This window comes from Myroides sp. TSA_177.3, from assembly GCF_052691955.1.
Window position 1 is genome coordinate 121972 of sequence record NZ_JBQZGD010000003.1, and the last position, 17804, is coordinate 139775.

Consider the following 17804-nt stretch of genomic DNA (forward strand, 5'->3'; position numbering starts at 1 on the left):
TTTATCTTTAAACAAAAAAGACATGCTACAAAAGACAATTACCATTTGTTTATTACTCCTATCTATTGTAGGCTTTAGTCAAATTACGGACTTTAAAGCTCCTGATTATTCATCCATTGAAAAGGATATACAAGATACGCAATCGGACTATTACTATCCTCAATTGATGCAACAACTGAAAACAGGAACTGCTGTTCTCACGGCAAGTCAATATGAGCATTTGTATTATGGTTATGTTTTTCAAACAGCCTACAATCCCTATGCAGTATTCTCAAAAGATGAAGAACTTGATACGTATTATAAAAAAGAACCAGACATGGAAGATATTCCTCGTCTACAAATTCTATTACGAGAAGCATTGGATGAATTTCCTTTTGATTTTACTGCTATGATGTTTCTCTCTTATATTTATCACCTCAACGGGGAAGAAGAAAAATCGGAATTACTATCTAAACACTTTGAAGGGTTTGCAAAAGCAATTATGGCTTCTGGTGATGGGTTAACTTGTGAAACAGGACTACACGTTATTGCGGTTGAGCATGAACATCACATGCTTCAACTTTTTGACTTACAGCATATCAGTCAAAGTTTTGATGGTACGTGTGACTTCTTAACTCTTGATCCAGAATATTATACCTTACCTGGAATTTATTTTAATGTGAGTCAGTTGCAGAAAAAGAATCAAGCAATACTAAAATCCAACAAATAGAAATCCTTTTTAATTCATTACCTCTCAAAAAAAACAAACCCTATGCAAACAATAGAAAAAACAGCAGAAATGCTCGATGAAGCTCAATTTTGGACTATCGTTGAAGCTTCTTTACAAGACAGCGATTCCCAAGACACACAAGAAGCTTATTTGATTCAAGCCTTAGAGAAATTAACGCCAAAAGAGATTATTGGTTTTCGTCTGAGAACGGACAAACTTTTATATGACACCTATAATTCTGCTATGTGGTGTGCAGGATATTTGATGAATGGCGGTTGTTCTGATGATGGTTTTGAATACTTTAGAAATTGGGTAATTTCTAGAGGAAAAGAAGTGTATGAACAAGCAAAAGCCAATCCTGATACGCTTATTAGTCAAAAGGATAAAGCAGAAGATGATTTATTCGACTTTGAAAGCTTTTGGTATGTAGCCTTAGAAGCCTTTGAAAATCAAACGGGAGAAGAATTATACGATTATATCGATGAAGATAATTTTGATACAAATGAGGGCAACTATCCTTCTTTTGAATTTGATTGGAGCAATGAAGAACCTGCAAGTATGCAAAAACTTTGTCCTAAATTATACGAGCATTTTTGGAATTAATATCGGAGGTGAATCATGTCAATACAAAAAACATATTTCATTTTTTTATTCTTTATAACAAGTAGTTGGTTGCATCTCGCTTTGGCACAAAATCTAAATAAAGATAAACTTTTGAATAGCATGAATGCTGATTCAACAGCACTATTTGTAATTAATGGCCTCCCATTTGACGATGACATAACAGCAGGGAATATTCAACAAAAACTAGACTGTATTGATCCAAAGAAAGTAGTTGCTATCGAGGTTCTTAAAACAGAGTCATTAGCCCAGCTTAGGAAAGATGTGGTCGTTATCAATTATGCTGTCGAACTTCCATTTGAACAAATCCAGTCAAAATTAAACGAAATTATACCGAAGTTTGAAGATACCTATTATGGGTTTTCTTCTCACCTCTATACTGATGCTAAAGATCCTGTTTTATATATCAATGGAAATAGAATTCATCATACTGAGACAAAAAAAGCAATCAATGATTTAGCTCCTGATCAAATTGCCTATATTTTCAATACCCCTGTTGAACAGTCTATGGAATTACATGGTCAAAATGCAAAAAATGGCATTGTCTTTATTTGGACTAAAGGCCAGCTTTAAATTAGCTCTCTAGTTATGTAAAAAATGATTAACACCTATCCTAATCCTTGGAATTTTTCCAATACCGATCTAAATCTCATTTCGCCTAATCAGCAATATAAAATTGAATATGGCGATTTATACGAAATCGCCATGGGCGCGCCTATAGGGGGTAGTTGTTATCTATATCAGAAAAATAAAAAAATAAAAATAAGTAATTGGGCGGGAGGTCCCGTAATTTGGGATGAAACCAGTACACGGCTAGCTCTTCCCTTGTGGACTTCTGAAAGAAAACAACAAATCGGAATATTCGATTTAATTAATTCTACCTTAACTATTTACCAACAACCATTTCGCGTATTACAACTTTCTCATTTTGATGACCGCTATATCATTGGTATTGATAGTCCCATTTATCAAAGTAAAGCGGTTCATTTTGACTACACAAAAGAAGTAATTGAAAAAGTTCAGACTTTACCTGAGAAATGAAATTCTATTTTTAAATTTAATTAAGCTTTATATTAAAAAGAATGAATCCATCCCATCAAAAAATAATAGATCTAGTAAGTGAGTATATGGAACGACATCCAGAGCAACGATTTGCGCAGATTCTCTTCAATTTAAGAATTAATGAATTCAAAGAAGGAACTGACTTTATTCTTCGCGATATTTATAATGATAGTGATGAAGCTGTTCAAAAGCGCATGCAAGACCAACTTATTTGGTTTGATCTACAACAAAAAGTAAATCGAAATATAAAAGAATTTCGAGATTCGTTGCCTGGTATGACAGTTAATGAAAGACTCTATCTAACAAATCTTATGGATGATTTTAATATTTATCGCTTGTCAAATAAAAAATTTGCTGCCTATATACTGAGAGAATTAGGAGTAGATCAAGAGGCTATTGATCAAATACTATCCTCAAAATAAACCTCGCTATGACCGTATTCTCCTATCATCTAACAAAAGTTTCTTTTCTGACTGCTCTTCGATTATTATTTTGTCCTCTCAAGGCAAAAAACATTCCGGGTTTAGTTCATGCCGATACCCTACATAGCATGATATTGGAATCGCCTGTTGTTTCACCCGCACGATTTCTAGTACGTCAACTTGTTGTATTTACACAATGGGAAAAATAAAGAAGCAAGACTTACTTTGCTAATCGGAACTACACAGGTACAACACAGCAATTAGCTATTTTGCGTATAAACATGTCTACACGAACAATCTTTTAGCTCATTTTTACTGTTTTGAATTTAACATCATTTACCAAAAATCAAATAATTAGAATTGACAACCTTATTTACCACTCTAAACCCATTTTCTTTAATCTCCAACAAGAAAGCATCAATAGTACCAAAAAGACAATTTATCTCCAACATCATTATCTTTCATTTTATGTTGGTTTCGGTATTCTTATTCGGTATTTTTGAAATCTAAACAACCTAAAATAACTAATGAAATATCTCAAATTAAGTTTCATTCTTTTTGTACTTTCATTCTTCACAAGCTGTAATCTTCTAGTAGATTCATCAAGCTATGAAACCACAACCTCAACCTTTGTTGAAGCCTTAAAACAAGATGATTTTGATACGTGCATCTCCTTGATGCAATTGGAAAACACACAAGGACAACGTTTACATGCTGATACCTTACGAGTAGAATTTGATCACTTTAAAAAGCTTTTACATCATAGTTTTGGTGAAAAGCCTTACGAATACAACTTTGTCAAATGGCAAAAAAACATCTACTCTAATCAGGATTATAAAGATAACACACCTCCCAAAACGACCAGAGTTTTTATAGAATTTAATAATGGGAATGAATTAGGTGTCTTCCAACTTTTATTTGATGACTCCACAAATAAAATCCTAGATATTCGTACTTTAGACATTAAAGTAGAAAAGCCTGATATTTACTTGTTTTGGTTGTCTGCTATAATACCAATAATAGTACTGCTATTTAACCTTTACGTTATACGAGAAATTAAACGAAGTAAATTATCGAAAAAATGGATCAAATACTTAGCCGTAATTCTATTGAATGTTCCTTCATTCACCTATGCAGCTATTGGAGGTCTAACTGTTAACTTCTTGAGTTTTCAACTTCTTTTAGGCGTTGGTTTTAGTGGCAATGGTATTATAGAATCTGCTTGGACTGTTGGTATTCCACTTGGAGGACTCTATTGGATTTGGCAACTTAAAATGTGGAAATAAAAATAGGGGCACTTATATGACATTTTTTTCTTATCATTTAGTACGCGTATCTTTCATTACTAGTTTACGCCTCTTATTCTTTCCCCCTAAAGCAAAAAACATTCCAGGTTTAGTTCATGCCGATACTATGCATAGCATGATATTGGGATCGCCTGTTGTTTCACCTGCACGATTTCTAATACGTCAACTTGTTGTATTTGCTCAATGGGAAGATGAAGAAGCTTTAGAACGCTATCTTAAGACGAATACCTTAGGAAAAAAACTAGCTCAAGGTTGGCATACGCGTTTGCTATTTGTCAGACAATGGGGAACACTTTCTAACTATAAAATCCCCAACGAAGGTGTCGCATTAAACAGCGAAAATGAAGCCGTCATTGCTGTGACCTTAGCTCGGATGCAATACTTTCAAATTCCTCGATTTATTCGCTGGGGTCGTCCAACCGAAAAACTCGTCCGTGATCATCCTGCTCCGACATTAGCCTTGGCGTCGTTTAAATTTCCGACCACTATTTCTACCTTTTCGATATGGCCTTCTGTAAAAAGTATGACCGACATGGTTCATGGACATAGCCAAGTTACTCAACCACAACGACACAAAGAAGCCATGAAGGAAAGAAATCGAAAAGATTTTCACATCGAATTTAGCACCTTGCGCTTTAAGCCCATTGCTGAGTATGGTACTTGGCAAGGTCAACAAGACTATATTCTTCGAGCAAATCAAAAAAATTAATATGCAACGCGTATCAGTTAAACAAAATATTCAAGATTGGTTTACCCAACAATGGGTTATCACATGTGGAAACAAATTTGATCCATCAGCCTCTCCTTGGTTAATAGGTCCCTTTGGGCAAGTGGGCGATACCGGAGAAGATTTTATTCATCAATTAGCACAACAAGAACAATTACTCCTGAAACGCAATTGCACAGATGCAGGTTTATTATCCTCCTTTAAAATATTGGGATTATCTCAAGAAGAAGAATCAAAAATAGCTCCAGCTATTATTGATTTTTATGAACAAACATCGGCCTACAACCTAACACTTACTTTGCGTTGGAATCCCTTTTTTAAAGGATTTGGCCGCCTTGTGAACCTCCTGTTTAGCAACCGACTCAACCAATTACATATCCCCATAAACGACCAATTAAGGAACGTACCTATAACGAGTGAGATTATTCAATTAATCGCACCAGATACAAAAGAAGTGCGTTATGCTTTTTGGCTGAGAACCCTTCCATCAACAGGTATAATTATATTTTCTGGCGTTTATGGGGCCTGTCAATTACCCTCAGGTAAACAAGCCGTAAAAGCCGTATTTCCACTACCAAATGGCAATGCTACCGTACTAATGGAACCACAAGTAGGTGCACAGGGAGAATTTATCTTGCATTCTAGTGGAAAAAAATGGGGTGATGCGGGTTTCTATTTTTTATTACAAGATACTCACAAAAATTATTGGTCTCACTTTATCCCTTCATTTAAAGATAAACTTGTCATACAAACCCATTCCGATGGATTAACAGCCAATCAACAACTAAAACTTTGGGGGCTAACTGTCTTAACTATTTCGTATTGCATTACACCTAAAACATAAAAAAGAATAACGTTGTTGCGTTATTCTTTTTTGGTATACTGAAACAACCAGTTATATAAATCTAAATGGCGATATAAGTCCTCTACACTACCGTGATTTCCCCCTTTGACTACTTGTAATTCAACAGGCGCTTTTGCGTTGCATTGTTGTATAGCCGTCATGATTTTTTTCGACTCCTTCAGCGGTACAATAAAATCTTTATCTCCGTGGATTAATTTAATCGGCAAATTGGTTAAGTTACAAGCATCTTGTGTTTCTCCTCCCCCACAGATGGCGATAGCAGCAGCAAGGCGATTAGCATACTTACTAGCATACTTCAATGTGCCATAGGCACCCAAACTCATCCCTGTAATGTAAATTCGACTTTCATCGATGGCATAATGTTCAATCATGTACTGTACCACCTCATCTACTTTATCGGGATTCCACGGTCCAGAAGGTAATTGAGGAGCAACCAAATAAGCAGGTAATTTTAATCCTTTCTCAATACCTCTTAGTGGGCCATAACGCTTTACTCGATCAATATTCGTTCCTGATAAACTTCGCCCGTGTAAAAAGATCACCAATGGATTTTTCTCTTGTACTGCACTGGGTTCATTGACCCAAAATTGATACGAGGTTTGATCTAAAATAGCTTGGGGTTGTGCAGATAACGTAAACGAAATCAACCCCATAAGTATACTTATTAAACGCATAGAATTTTTACCTAAATATAGCTGTATTCTAGAAAAGCACACAGAAAAAAAAGAGCCATTCATTTTTCTTCTCTTGATTTAAGCACAACCCAATTAAAGCATTAACATCCAACACCTTACAATTAACACACAGACAATATTCTACCATTGATTCAAAAACGATATATTATTTTAAGTTAATTATAATGAAATTAATTTAACATTTAAATAAAATATTCTATTTTTAATCAAAAAATAAAAATATATAACACAACTAAATGAAAAAACTAGTAAAGACAACATTATTCGCCAGTCTTGGCTTATTCCTATTCAGCTGTAACTCGGATGATAGTACCCCAATAAAAATGGAAAAAGTATACCAGCTTACTTCCATAGAGCAAAACTATTATGATGAAGATGAGACCACAGATGAAAAGCATTTACTTCATGCGACTTATCAATTAAAATACGATGCTAATTTTAAATTGGAAAAGATCTTATATGAAGACACAGGCTATACTAATAAGAAGGTAGTTAGAGAACAATCCTTTGAAATGCAACACACTTTAGACGACAAAGGAAGGTTACAAACCTTTATGATAAAAAAGCTTCCAACACTTGTAGAAGAGTACACCTATACGTATGCAGATGATTTACTCCAATCAACAACATTTAATTTTTTACAACAGGGTGCTACGTTTACAGCTACATTTCGTCATAACGAAAACAAACAGATGGTGACCAATAATTCACTAGAAGCTAATTTACTTGTTGATTATTCCTACAATGAAAAAAATCAACTAAATCATTTTAAGGTAAATGGTCAAGGAATTAAATTAACATATGATGATAAATTATCGCCCTTCTATAATCTTCCGTATGACTTGACTAGTTTACTAATCAATTTTAATCACACATTTCCGTACAGTTATAAATTCCATAATAATATAACTTCATTTGCTCATGGAACAGAAGTTGCTGATGTTGAATACATTTACAATGAGGCTAATTTACCTACGAAAGCCATCTACTATGATGGCCCCAAAGCGGATAATATAGTAGCCTTCGACATCACATATTCTTATATTGTTAGAGAAGTCGAAGCAAAAGCAAAAAAATAAACTCAACATACCTTACAACCGATTAGTAACCTAATCGGTTTTTTTATTCGCACCAAGTCTTTAAACTACGCCAAGCTTTTAATTTTTCATCAAAAGTCATTCTTGCATTTGCTCCGCTAGGAGAAGGCAAGGTTGCCATTTGTATCCCAACTGCTGTTCCGATGTATTTTTTGAAGTATTTTGCTGCGTTTTGGCTAGAGAACACGATCCGCTGAATACTTGGGTAATCCTGAAGTAATTGCTGGATGTTATTGGGGTATTCCGCTTTAATTGCACTATCTAAACTCCCTTCTCTTTCACACGATTGTAAAACATCCCAAAGCACTAGGTGATGATTTTGAATCAACTTCACTTTATCTGTATACGCAGTTGAAAGGGGTACCTCAAAAACAGCAAACAAAAGTTTCCAAAATACATTCTGCTTGTTGCCATAATATTCCTGCTGTTCTAAAGATTTCACACTAGGCATCGTACCTAAAATTAAAACTTTAGGAGTAGCACTGAGCAAAGGTTGAAAAGATTGAATACGTCCTGTTTCCATTTGTTGATCTTCTTGTTTTATCTATACGCTAAGCGATGTTGCATAGGGCTCTGCCCTACATAGGTTTTAAAATAACGGCAAAATGTAGTCGAATCAGCAAAATGCAACTGTTCGGCAATTTGATAAATCGGCAATTCCGTTGCGGTAAGGTACGTTTTAGCCTTGATGATAACTAATTCTGTAATAACTTTAGAAATAGATTTCCCGGTACGTTGTCGTATCAAAGTCGTCAAATACTTCGGCGTCAACTTCAATTGATCCGCATAGAAACGCACAGACTTCTCCACAAGATAATGCTGATGCAGTAAGTTATAGAACTGAAACACAATACGATCCTTTCGCGAACTCGGTTGCATGGCTTGTTCTTCTTGTTGATATACCCGATTGATATGGGCAATCAAGGAATACAAAAGATAGCGCAACGCATCGGGTTTAAAAATAGATTCAATAGACAGGTGTTCCCGAAAAAGAGCGAGATATGATTCAAAAACAACTTGATCTTTTTGTTGTAAAACAAGAAGAGGTTGCTGAGCCAATACACTCAAAAAATTGTAATTGGTGGGTAAAATCATCTCATCTATGGTTTGAAAATTAAACACCAAATGAATACACTCAAAATCGGTACTGCACTGTTGCGTAAAAACTAAACTTTGAGGCAATAAAGTGATTAGTGTTCCCTGAACTACATTATACGCCTGTGTATTGATAGTTACACATGCCGTTCCCGAAATACAGTACGAAAGAATAATTTGCCCTTCTTGCTGAATTGCAGTAGGATTCCACAAATTAAAGAGATCTTTAGAAGTTAGCACTTGAATATTCTTCATCTTTCTATCGTATTTCACTTACAAATATAACCTTTTGCACATTAATTGAGGTAAATCATCGACACCTATTCAAACTGAAATAGAGTACTTTGCACTTTACATTACTATTTATGCAGACCAAACAAATTACAGTAAACAACAAAACATACACTTTGCACATCGCTTATCAAGGGAATGAAACGCTGCGAACAGCGTTCAATGCGATGACGTTTGATTTTTGGGAATTTACATTTGAATCCTATTATCAATCTGGATATTGGGATGATACCTGTATTATCTTTTCTTTATTTGACGGGGAAACAATCGTTGCCCATACAACTTTGAGCCTATTTCAAACACAAATACAAAATCAATCACTTTGCCTTGGTCAATTGGGAACTGTTATGACCCAGCCTACACATACCAAGCAAGGATTATCGCGTTTCTTAATGGAATATATCATTGAGGCGTATCGCAATACATTGGATGGTTATTTCTTATTTGCCAATGACACCGTCTTGGAGTTTTATCCCAAATTTGGTTTTATCGCTGTTCCTGAATTTCAGGCCACAAAATCATTTCAAAAACAAGCGAATGCTTATGAGGTAAAACAACTCAACCTAACACACAAAGAGGATTTAACCTTATTTCAGCATTACTTAAAAAATGGGCACACAGCTTGTCGTTTTGACACCCAAAGTTTCGGATTAGCGCATTTCTATTGCTACGCCAATCCTGAATTCGGATTTGCAGATGCTATATACATACTACCTGAATTAGATACGTTGGTTGTTGCTCGACAAGAAGAGGATACTTTACTGGTATATCAAGCCTATTATTTACAGCAGAATCACATAGAAGAAGCAATAAATACCCTAGCAACAGCACAAACAACGTGCATCGCGTTGGGTTATACCCCCAAAACAAGTGAATATGACTTTATCCTGTATAAAGAGGAAGACTTAACACTCTTTGTTACACCATCCCTTGTTCCCTATTTTACGGAACAACAAACCATGATTCCACTACTATCACATACCTAAAAAAGGAGAGCTCTAGCTCTCCTTTTCTAATTTAAGGAATGATTTGTTCGTCTCTCAACTTTTGAAACAACGTGTAAAAAGAATCTCTGGTAGATTGATAGGCTGTAAATCCTAATTTTCTACTTTTAGACATATCGGTTACCACTTCCAAAGGGCGACCCAAATCTAAATCTGTATGCCAAGGCGAGATGACTTGATGCAAGGGTTGTCTCTTCAATTGATGAGTAGTTACTATGGTTTCCCATAACGATTCCTTTCCTTGCACCTGTTCTTCAAGAGGTTGTGGTTTCTCTTCATAACCTATGGCTTCTACTCCAAACCAAGACGCGAGTTCAAACCACAATTGATTCCATCGGAATACATCGCCATTGACGACATTAAACGCCTGATTAGCTGCTTGAGGCGTTTCGCTCGCCCAAACGAGTTGCTTAGCCAAAATTTTCGCGTCAGTTACATCAGACAACCCCTTCCACTGTGCTTCTGAACCAGGCCAAACCATAGGTTTTCCTTCTGCTTTACACAAGCTCGCATATACTGCTAAGGTTGTTCCGATATTCATCAAATTAGTTCCTTTCGCGCTTCCTACTACAGTATGAGGTCTGTGAATACTCCAAGTAAAACCATCACGGCTAGCAGCTTCATACACCTCATCTTCTTGAGCATAGTAAAAATTAGGTAAATCCAAACGAGGATGTTCTTCTTTCACCGGAGTTAAAGGCAGTATCCCACTTTTTGCATAAGCATCAAAAGGACCTAAATAATGTTTCAGTCCAGTAACCAAGGCAACATGTTGTACGGATTTTTTAGGAGATAAAGCAGTTAGAACATGGCGAACTAACGCACTATTCCTCTGAATATTTTCATCTTCTGAAGCACCACGTACCCAAGAGGTAAAAAAGACATGTGTTGGTGCGAGATTAGCTAATGCTTCCTGCACTTGTGTTGGGTCTAAAAGATCTGCTACCACAGGAATCACTCCCGAAATCCCCACATTTGGATTGCGTGCCAATCCATACGTTACCCATCCTTGAGTAACTAATTCTTCAGCCAAATTACTTCCCGCAATTCCGCTTACTCCTATTACTAAAGCACTTTTTTTCATCTGTTCCATATTTATAGAACAAAGCTAGCTTTACTTTTAGCGCTATCCTTTGATCTACAATAAGAACACTCCTTGATCTAGATCAAGGTTATTCTCTTTTTTTATGCTTAATCCGGCTAAATGTTTCTGGGGTAAGACCTAAAAAAGAAGCGAGTAAACTCTGTGGAATTCGCTGTATCAATTCGGGATAAGTTTGGATTAAATGGTTGTATTTTTCTTCCGCAGAATAAGTTTGAGCCGTGACCAATCGTTGATCTTTCGTTGCTAAACTCCTCTCATACACCAAGCGAAAATAGCGCTCCATTACAGGAACTTCTTCTAACATCTGATCATAATTTACACGAGACAACAGTAATAATTCACAGTCCTCCATCGCTTCAATAGCCAGCGTAGCAGGTGTTTGAAACAAAAAACTCTGAAAATCAGCAATCCACCACCCCTCCCATCCAAAGAGATTGATGTTTTCATTGCCCTTTTCATCCAATACATACGATTTTAAAAGCCCTTGGCTCACAAAGGCAAAATCCTTACAAACATCTTCTTCCTGTAATAAAAACTGGCGTTTTCTCAATTTCCTTACGCGGAAAAAAGATGAAATTTGTTCTTTTTCTGTTGGAGTCAATCGAACTTTTTGTTCAATATGTGCAAATAGATTTTCATATATCATGATTCGTCCTATCGATACTCAAAGATACAAATCCTTCTACTGAAATGCGATCTTTTTTGACCTTCCGTTATAAATCCTATAGCACTTTTTACCAATCCTATTCGTTTTCTCCTACCTTTGCATGACACTCTTAAAAACAAAACAGCATGCATAACTTAGACGACATAGATTTAAAGCTACTCAACTTATTATCAGAAAATTCCAATGTTACAACAAAGGAATTAGCTCAACAGGTAAATCTATCCTCTACTCCTGTTTTTGAGCGTGTAAAACGATTGGAACAAGAAGGCTTCATCAAAAAGTACATTGCATTAATTGATGCAGAAAAGCTGAATCGCGGTTTTGTTGTTTTTTGTAATGTCAAGCTCAAACAGCATGAACGCATCATCAACAATAAGTTTATTGAAGATATTCTCAATATAGAAGAAGTAGTAGAATGTTATAATATTTCAGGTGAATACGACTTTTTATTAAAAGTATATGCCAATGATATGCGTCATTATCAAGACTTTGTATTCAATAAATTGGCTATGGTAGACAGTATAGGAAGTACCCATAGTTCTTTTGTGATGCGTGAAATTAAAAATGATCACAACATCAAAATCAGCTTGCTGTAACAAGATAAAACAACGGTATGATAACACAATTACCCTAGTTATAATAGCAAAAAAACAAGGTGTTATTGGTGCGATAAAAAAGTACATCACAATATGCGCGCTGACAGGATACTGAAATAAAAAACAAGCATTTTCCAAATTCTCTTAACTTTCAGCACATTAATTCTTAGTTTTGTAAGAAAAGAAAGTCTATGAAAAAAGTTATTTATTTATCATTACTACTCGTTTTTATGGTGAGTTGTAATACCAAAGACAAATCTTCAGAGGCACTCCAATTTGAGCAAAAAGAATTTGTTCAATCCTCAGATAATTGTATAGCAGATGAATGTACAACAATTAAGCTGAGTCTTCCGGTGATGACCAATGAAGATCACGAAATTGCAGCAAAAATCAATCAACATCTTGTATCAGAAATTGACAATATTGTAGCGGTTGATGACACCACTGCAACCAGTGCTTCTCTAGAAGAACTCACGCAGAACTACATCCGAAACTACAAAACTTTTGTTGCTAAATATCCCGATGAAACACTTGCTTGGAAAGCAGAAGTAGAAGGAGATATTACTTTTTACAATGCAGATTTACTCTCTATTTCCTTAGAATACTACACTTTTGCAGGTGGAGCTTATGGATTTAAAAGTGAAAAAGCTTTAAATTTCAACCCTAAAACAGGGGATTTATATCAGGTTGAAGATTTAATTGGCAATTGGGAGGAGCTGCAAAAGCTGATGGCGCTTCAACTGAAAGACAAAATGGACATTTGGACAGCAAACAACCAATTAAAATACCCCGAAAGTATTTTCTTTTATGAAGATATGGTAGGATTTATTTACAATGCGGTTGATGATGATGCGCATTACAATGGCCCAACAAAAATTGATTTCCCGAAAGACCGTGTTCTTCCTTTTTTAAAGATAAACTTGGATCCTGTAACAGCAGAAAAATAAAGCATTGACCCTTAACGCTCGACACTGTGAGTATTTATAAAAAAATTTTTCAACAGACTGCTATCTATGGTTTAGCTGCTGTTTTTCCTAAAGTAATTGGTTTCTTTTTAGTTCCGTTTCACACGGATTTGATGAAAAATGACGCATATGGAGAATATAGCGTAATTTTTTCCATCATGATGTTGCTGAATGTGATTCTATCCTTTGGTATGGAAACCGCTTTCTTTCGATTTTATAATACTCGAGACAATAAGCAAGAAGTCATCAACAATAGTATGCTCTTTTTAGGGGCAACTACCATTCTTTTTGCCGTATTGGGGTTCTCTTTCCTTGATTTTTGGTCGACACTCCTCCATATTCCAACCAATATTCTACACTATGTGTTATGGATTTTGATTTTGGATGCTTTGGTGATTGTACCTTTCGCTAAGTTAAGAGCTGATCAACGCCCACTATATTACAGCGCCATTCGAATTGGAAATGTCTGCATTTATTCTGTATTGAATGTGCTATTTTTATATTTCTTGCCACAATGGGCAGAACAAGCTCCTTCTTCGATTTTTGCATCCCTCTATATTGAAAATTTTCAAGTAGAATATATTTTCATCGCAAATTTAGTGGCTAGTGCTGCTACGTTCTTCGTATTTACTAAGAATTATTGGCAGCTGAATTTTAATATCAACAAGGAATTATTGCAGCAAATGTTGCGCTATAGTTTTCCTGTGATGGTTGCTGGATTGGCTTTTGCCATCAATGAAAGTTTTGACAAAATCTTATTACAGCGTTTATTACCCGCAGATATTGCTTCTGCTGAAGTTGGTAAATATGCCGCTTGTTACAAACTAGGTCTTTTTATGGTGCTCTTTAGACAGGCCTATACCTTAGGAATCGAGCCTTTCTTTTTTAACTACGCCAAAAATGACGATGCACCAACCAAATACGCCACCGTAACCAAGTACTTCATTTTAATGGGAAGTGCTATTATGCTTGGGGTTGTAGTATTTGCAGATGTATTAAAAGTACTGTTTATTCGCAATGAGAGTTATTGGGATGCCATGATTGTGGTGCCGCTTATTATATTAGCCAATCTATGCATGGGTATTTACACCAACCTATCCGTTTGGTATAAGTTGCGCGATAAAACCAGCATGGGGGCTTATATCTCCATTTTTGGAGCGGTATTGACTTTGATATTCAATTATGCATTAATTCCGTTATGGGGTTATATGGGGTCTGCTATCGCTACCTTATTGGCTTATGGATCGATGATGTTAGTATCTTATGTATTAGGACAAAAATATTACCCTATTCCTTACGATAAAAAAGCCATTGGTTTATATATGGGGTTATCTATGCTCTTGTCGTATATCTACTTCTACCACTTTAGAGAAAACTATTTCGTAGGTTTCGCTGCGATTATCCTTTTCGGTGTAGTTGTGTTTAGTCAAGAGAAAAACACCCTAAAACGAATGCTTAAAAAATAAAAAAAAGCCACGCTAAACGTGGCTTTTTACTTCTAAACTAATAGCTGATATTTTCTAGGTTTTTATCCTTACTGTATTTAATTAAGTAACTCATACGTACTTTTTTAACTTCGTTGGGTTGCAATTGAACGTCCCATGTGACTAAACCTTTCTCCTCGTCCACTTTTCCTTTTGACGATTCGTTTAATGTAATCTCAATCGAATTATCCGTACTGATTGGATATTGGTCTTCTACTTGAATAGCAACTGCTTCTTTTTTATTGTTTTTGATTGTAATCTCATACGTAAACGTTTGCTCTTTTTTCGATGATAGTGTTTTCGTTCCTGATTTATCTGAAATCAACGTACGACTAATTGAAATATTAGGATCTTTTCCAATGTTCAGACGCAATTTCTCTTCTGTATTTTCAGTAGATAAATACGTTTGTCCGATATTCATACCATCATAAATCACATTGGCTTGTCCTGATAATAAATTGTGTTTACTATAATCTTTAATCTCCGCAACTAAATAAGCATTGGCATCTAATTTTGGAGCAGCATAGAATTTGTATTCCCCATTAATGTCAAATGCATTCAAATCTACACCATGGCGTTTGCCATTGCTTCGAATCGAATAGGGAATCGCAATATCAAAGGTTACATTCAATTCACTTTCACTTACTGTGGTAAATTCAGCTACAGTTTGTCGCTCTTCGTAAGAAACTTCTTTACTTGATCGTCTGCTTGAAACAGTTACCCCTGCAGCTTTACCTTCAATCATTCGCGATACATATACATCATTGGATGATCCATAACCCGCATAGTTTTTCTTGTCAGAAATAGGTGCTTCATACTGAACAAACCACGTATTCCAAGTTGGAATTGTATAATTCTGATTCAATTTACCCGAAGTTAAACTCAACCTAACATTGCGCCAATCAATACCAGAAAGTTGAATCACTTGCGCTTTATACATCATCTTAATTGGTGCATTTACTTTCTCAATACGCAAATCATACGAAGGTATCCACTGGGCGCGATCGGTGGCATAATTAATTCGCAGAGGGATATTCCCTTCTTTTGCATTCATCACTTGTACAATTAACTTTCCACGACTTGTATGCTCTGATTTATCCCCTCCAATTGTCAACTGAGACTTTAAATCATTCCACTTTGCTTCAATTTTTTCCTTTTCCTTTGTTTTTATAAAGATCGAATTTTCTAATTCTTGTCTTTTTTTTCCGTAATAGTCGATCCATTTTGTTAAATCTGTAAAATTACTCATCCTTGAGGTCTCACCGAATTTATAGCTATCCATAAAATCAACAGCGTTAAGATCTGCATTAATCCCATTCGTAATGCGATTCAATTGCTGTTCAACCGCTGCAATACTATCTCGCAAAGGTTTTGTCAAAGGGGAGTTATTCACATTGTCATATTCTTCAATATAGGCATTGGAAAATTGTACAGACATCACCGTTACGTCATTGATAGAACCTACTTTAATCGTATTTTCCATCAATTGATCCGAAACATTAGTGATTACTACTTCAGACAATCCCTTTGGTAAAGTCACTTGTGTATTTTGCGTTAATTCGGCACCATCATAATACACCCGGGCACTTTCTAAATTCGCCTTAGTATAGACGGGTTTTTGCGCCCACATACTAAAAGCACTTAACGTCATCGCTAAAATTATTCCTTTTTTCATCCTACTTTCTTTTATATTTTATCCAAAGAGATGTTCTACCACATCCTCGATCTTCGTTACTAAAATAACTTTTATTCCTGATCCTGCGTATGAAATCTTGTTGTATTTAGAAACAAGTATCTCCGAAAAACCTAATTTCTCAGCTTCTTGAATGCGTTGATCTACGCGATTAATCGGGCGAATTTCTCCTGAAAGCCCTACTTCTCCAGCAAATGTTACTCCTTTTTGAATGGATATATCTTGATCTGAAGAGAGAATTGCAGCAACTACTCCTAAATCAATTGCGGGATCATCAACCGATATTCCTCCTGTTATATTTAAGAAAACGTCTTTCTGCCCTAAGCGGAATCCCGCTCTTTTTTCCAATACAGCCAACAACATATTCAATCGCTTCAGATTATATCCTGTAGCACTGCGTTGCGGCGTTCCATACACTGCTGTACTAACCAACGATTGTACCTCTACCATCAAGGGACGCATCCCCTCTAAAGTTGCAGCAATCGCTGTTCCCGATAATTCTTCGTCTTTGTGGGAAATTAAAATTTCCGATGGATTGGAAACTTCTCTCAATCCACTGCCTTGCATTTCGTAAATGCCCAATTCAGCCGTAGATCCAAAGCGGTTTTTATTGGCGCGTAAAATACGGTACACGTGATTGCGATCTCCTTCAAATTGCAACACGGTATCCACCATATGCTCCAACATTTTCGGACCAGCAATACTTCCATCTTTTGTAATATGTCCAATAATCAACACGGGAGTACCGGTCTCTTTGGCAAACTTCGTCAGCTCTGCTGTACATTCTTTAATTTGAGAAACTGTTCCAGCAGAGGATTCAATATAATCCGTATGCAAGGTTTGAATAGAGTCAATAATCAACACATCTGGTTGAATTTCTTCAATCTGACGAAAGATATTTTGGGTATTGGTTTCTGTTAAGATATAACAATTTTCATTATTGGGATTGATGCGTTCTGCACGCATTTTGATTTGCTTCTGACTTTCTTCTCCAGAAACATAAAGTACTTTAAAAGGTAAACGCAAAGAAATTTGCAAAAGCAACGTACTTTTTCCAATTCCGGGTTCCCCTCCTAGTAAAACCATTGACCCAGGGACTAATCCGCCACCTAACACGCGATTCAATTCCCCATCCAAGGTATTCATGCGGATTTCTTCTGCGCTATCAATTTCCTTTACTTTTAAAGGTTTTGCTATACGTTTTGAAGTGGATGCGCTTGAACTAACGGCTTTCCATGCTGTTTTCTCTTCTTTTTGAATCACCTCCTCTACCAGCGTATTCCATTCCTTACAAGTAGGACATTGCCCCATCCATTTGGGAGATTGAGCACCACAACTTTGACAGAAAAAAGCGGTTTTTACTTTTGCCATACGACCTTCTACTTTTAAATTCTAAATC

At 35.9% G+C, this 17804-nt stretch carries 20 protein-coding genes; 13 read left to right on the plus strand and 7 right to left on the minus strand.

Annotation, left to right across the window (positions count from 1 at the left end; genetic code table 11):
- Nucleotides 1–22 precede the first annotated feature (22 nt).
- The 8 genes from ACUTSE_RS04375 to ACUTSE_RS04410 all read left to right on the plus strand — a co-directional run bounded on the left by ACUTSE_RS04375 (nucleotide 23) and on the right by ACUTSE_RS04410 (nucleotide 5692).
- Nucleotides 23–709 carry a DUF4919 domain-containing protein gene (locus ACUTSE_RS04375; protein ID WP_445639383.1) on the plus strand — a complete coding sequence of 229 codons (687 nt, stop codon included), beginning with the start codon at nucleotides 23–25 and terminating at the stop codon, nucleotides 707–709.
- A 42-nt stretch (nucleotides 710–751) separates the two neighbouring features.
- Nucleotides 752–1312, plus strand: coding sequence for a DUF4240 domain-containing protein (locus ACUTSE_RS04380; RefSeq protein ID WP_445639384.1), 561 nt, complete (start codon nucleotides 752–754; stop codon nucleotides 1310–1312).
- A gap of 15 nt (nucleotides 1313–1327) precedes the next feature.
- Nucleotides 1328–1903: a hypothetical protein gene (locus ACUTSE_RS04385; protein ID WP_445639385.1), complete on the plus strand. Its 576-nt coding sequence runs from the start codon at nucleotides 1328–1330 to the stop codon at nucleotides 1901–1903.
- 24 nt (nucleotides 1904–1927) lie between these two features.
- Nucleotides 1928–2371 carry a hypothetical protein gene (locus tag ACUTSE_RS04390; protein ID WP_445639386.1) on the plus strand — a complete coding sequence of 148 codons (444 nt, stop codon included), beginning with the start codon at nucleotides 1928–1930 and terminating at the stop codon, nucleotides 2369–2371.
- A 41-nt stretch (nucleotides 2372–2412) separates the two neighbouring features.
- The gene (locus tag ACUTSE_RS04395) at nucleotides 2413–2814 is read left to right on the plus strand and encodes a hypothetical protein (RefSeq protein WP_445639387.1); all 402 of its coding nucleotides are present in this window, start codon (nucleotides 2413–2415) and stop codon (nucleotides 2812–2814) included.
- A gap of 527 nt (nucleotides 2815–3341) precedes the next feature.
- A complete protein-coding gene (locus tag ACUTSE_RS04400; RefSeq protein ID WP_445639388.1) occupies nucleotides 3342–4100 on the plus strand; it encodes a hypothetical protein in 759 nt (252 codons plus the stop codon).
- Nucleotides 4101–4116: 16 nt separating this feature from the next.
- Nucleotides 4117–4830 (plus strand): hypothetical protein, encoded by a 714-nt coding sequence (locus tag ACUTSE_RS04405; protein WP_445639389.1) that lies wholly within the window; start codon nucleotides 4117–4119, stop codon nucleotides 4828–4830.
- Between the two features lies 1 nt (nucleotide 4831).
- A complete protein-coding gene (locus ACUTSE_RS04410; RefSeq protein ID WP_445639390.1) occupies nucleotides 4832–5692 on the plus strand; it encodes a hypothetical protein in 861 nt (286 codons plus the stop codon).
- 20 nt (nucleotides 5693–5712) lie between these two features.
- Here the strand turns inward: ACUTSE_RS04410 and ACUTSE_RS04415 are convergent, their stop codons facing one another.
- Nucleotides 5713–6366: a carboxylesterase family protein gene (locus tag ACUTSE_RS04415; RefSeq protein ID WP_445639391.1), complete on the minus strand. Its 654-nt coding sequence runs from the start codon at nucleotides 6364–6366 to the stop codon at nucleotides 5713–5715.
- A gap of 278 nt (nucleotides 6367–6644) precedes the next feature.
- Here ACUTSE_RS04415 and ACUTSE_RS04420 point away from each other — a divergent pair, with 278 nt between their 5' ends.
- A complete protein-coding gene (locus tag ACUTSE_RS04420; protein ID WP_445639392.1) occupies nucleotides 6645–7487 on the plus strand; it encodes a hypothetical protein in 843 nt (280 codons plus the stop codon).
- A gap of 43 nt (nucleotides 7488–7530) precedes the next feature.
- On the opposite strand, the gene ACUTSE_RS04425 is transcribed toward ACUTSE_RS04420, so the two are convergent.
- Entirely contained in the window at nucleotides 7531–8028 is a 498-nt protein-coding gene (locus ACUTSE_RS04425; RefSeq protein ID WP_445639393.1) for a DNA-deoxyinosine glycosylase, read from the minus strand.
- Nucleotides 8029–8045: 17 nt separating this feature from the next.
- Nucleotides 8046–8855, minus strand: coding sequence for a helix-turn-helix domain-containing protein (locus ACUTSE_RS04430; RefSeq protein WP_445639394.1), 810 nt, complete (start codon nucleotides 8853–8855; stop codon nucleotides 8046–8048).
- 110 nt (nucleotides 8856–8965) lie between these two features.
- Between ACUTSE_RS04430 and ACUTSE_RS04435 the strand changes: the two genes are divergently transcribed.
- Nucleotides 8966–9877, plus strand: coding sequence for a GNAT family N-acetyltransferase (locus ACUTSE_RS04435; RefSeq protein ID WP_445639395.1), 912 nt, complete (start codon nucleotides 8966–8968; stop codon nucleotides 9875–9877).
- A 31-nt stretch (nucleotides 9878–9908) separates the two neighbouring features.
- On the opposite strand, the gene ACUTSE_RS04440 is transcribed toward ACUTSE_RS04435, so the two are convergent.
- Nucleotides 9909–10979 (minus strand): SDR family oxidoreductase, encoded by a 1071-nt coding sequence (locus ACUTSE_RS04440; RefSeq protein WP_445639396.1) that lies wholly within the window; start codon nucleotides 10977–10979, stop codon nucleotides 9909–9911.
- A gap of 88 nt (nucleotides 10980–11067) precedes the next feature.
- Nucleotides 11068–11646 carry a Crp/Fnr family transcriptional regulator gene (locus ACUTSE_RS04445; RefSeq protein WP_445639397.1) on the minus strand — a complete coding sequence of 193 codons (579 nt, stop codon included), beginning with the start codon at nucleotides 11644–11646 and terminating at the stop codon, nucleotides 11068–11070.
- 146 nt (nucleotides 11647–11792) lie between these two features.
- On the opposite strand from ACUTSE_RS04445, the gene ACUTSE_RS04450 reads away from it, so the two are divergent.
- The 3 genes from ACUTSE_RS04450 to ACUTSE_RS04460 all read left to right on the plus strand — a co-directional run bounded on the left by ACUTSE_RS04450 (nucleotide 11793) and on the right by ACUTSE_RS04460 (nucleotide 14694).
- On the plus strand, nucleotides 11793–12263 hold the full coding sequence (locus tag ACUTSE_RS04450; protein WP_002989261.1) for an Lrp/AsnC family transcriptional regulator: 471 nt from the start codon (nucleotides 11793–11795) through the stop codon (nucleotides 12261–12263).
- A 191-nt stretch (nucleotides 12264–12454) separates the two neighbouring features.
- On the plus strand, nucleotides 12455–13210 hold the full coding sequence (locus ACUTSE_RS04455; protein ID WP_445639398.1) for a PdaC/SigV domain-containing protein: 756 nt from the start codon (nucleotides 12455–12457) through the stop codon (nucleotides 13208–13210).
- Between the two features lie 26 nt (nucleotides 13211–13236).
- A complete protein-coding gene (locus ACUTSE_RS04460; RefSeq protein WP_445639399.1) occupies nucleotides 13237–14694 on the plus strand; it encodes an oligosaccharide flippase family protein in 1458 nt (485 codons plus the stop codon).
- 37 nt (nucleotides 14695–14731) lie between these two features.
- Here the strand turns inward: ACUTSE_RS04460 and ACUTSE_RS04465 are convergent, their stop codons facing one another.
- Both ACUTSE_RS04465 and radA read right to left on the minus strand, forming a co-directional pair.
- Nucleotides 14732–16387 carry a DUF4139 domain-containing protein gene (locus tag ACUTSE_RS04465; protein ID WP_445639400.1) on the minus strand — a complete coding sequence of 552 codons (1656 nt, stop codon included), beginning with the start codon at nucleotides 16385–16387 and terminating at the stop codon, nucleotides 14732–14734.
- Nucleotides 16388–16405: 18 nt separating this feature from the next.
- Nucleotides 16406–17776 (minus strand): DNA repair protein RadA, encoded by a 1371-nt coding sequence (gene radA / locus ACUTSE_RS04470; RefSeq protein ID WP_445639401.1) that lies wholly within the window; start codon nucleotides 17774–17776, stop codon nucleotides 16406–16408.
- Nucleotides 17777–17804: the final 28 nt, after the last annotated feature.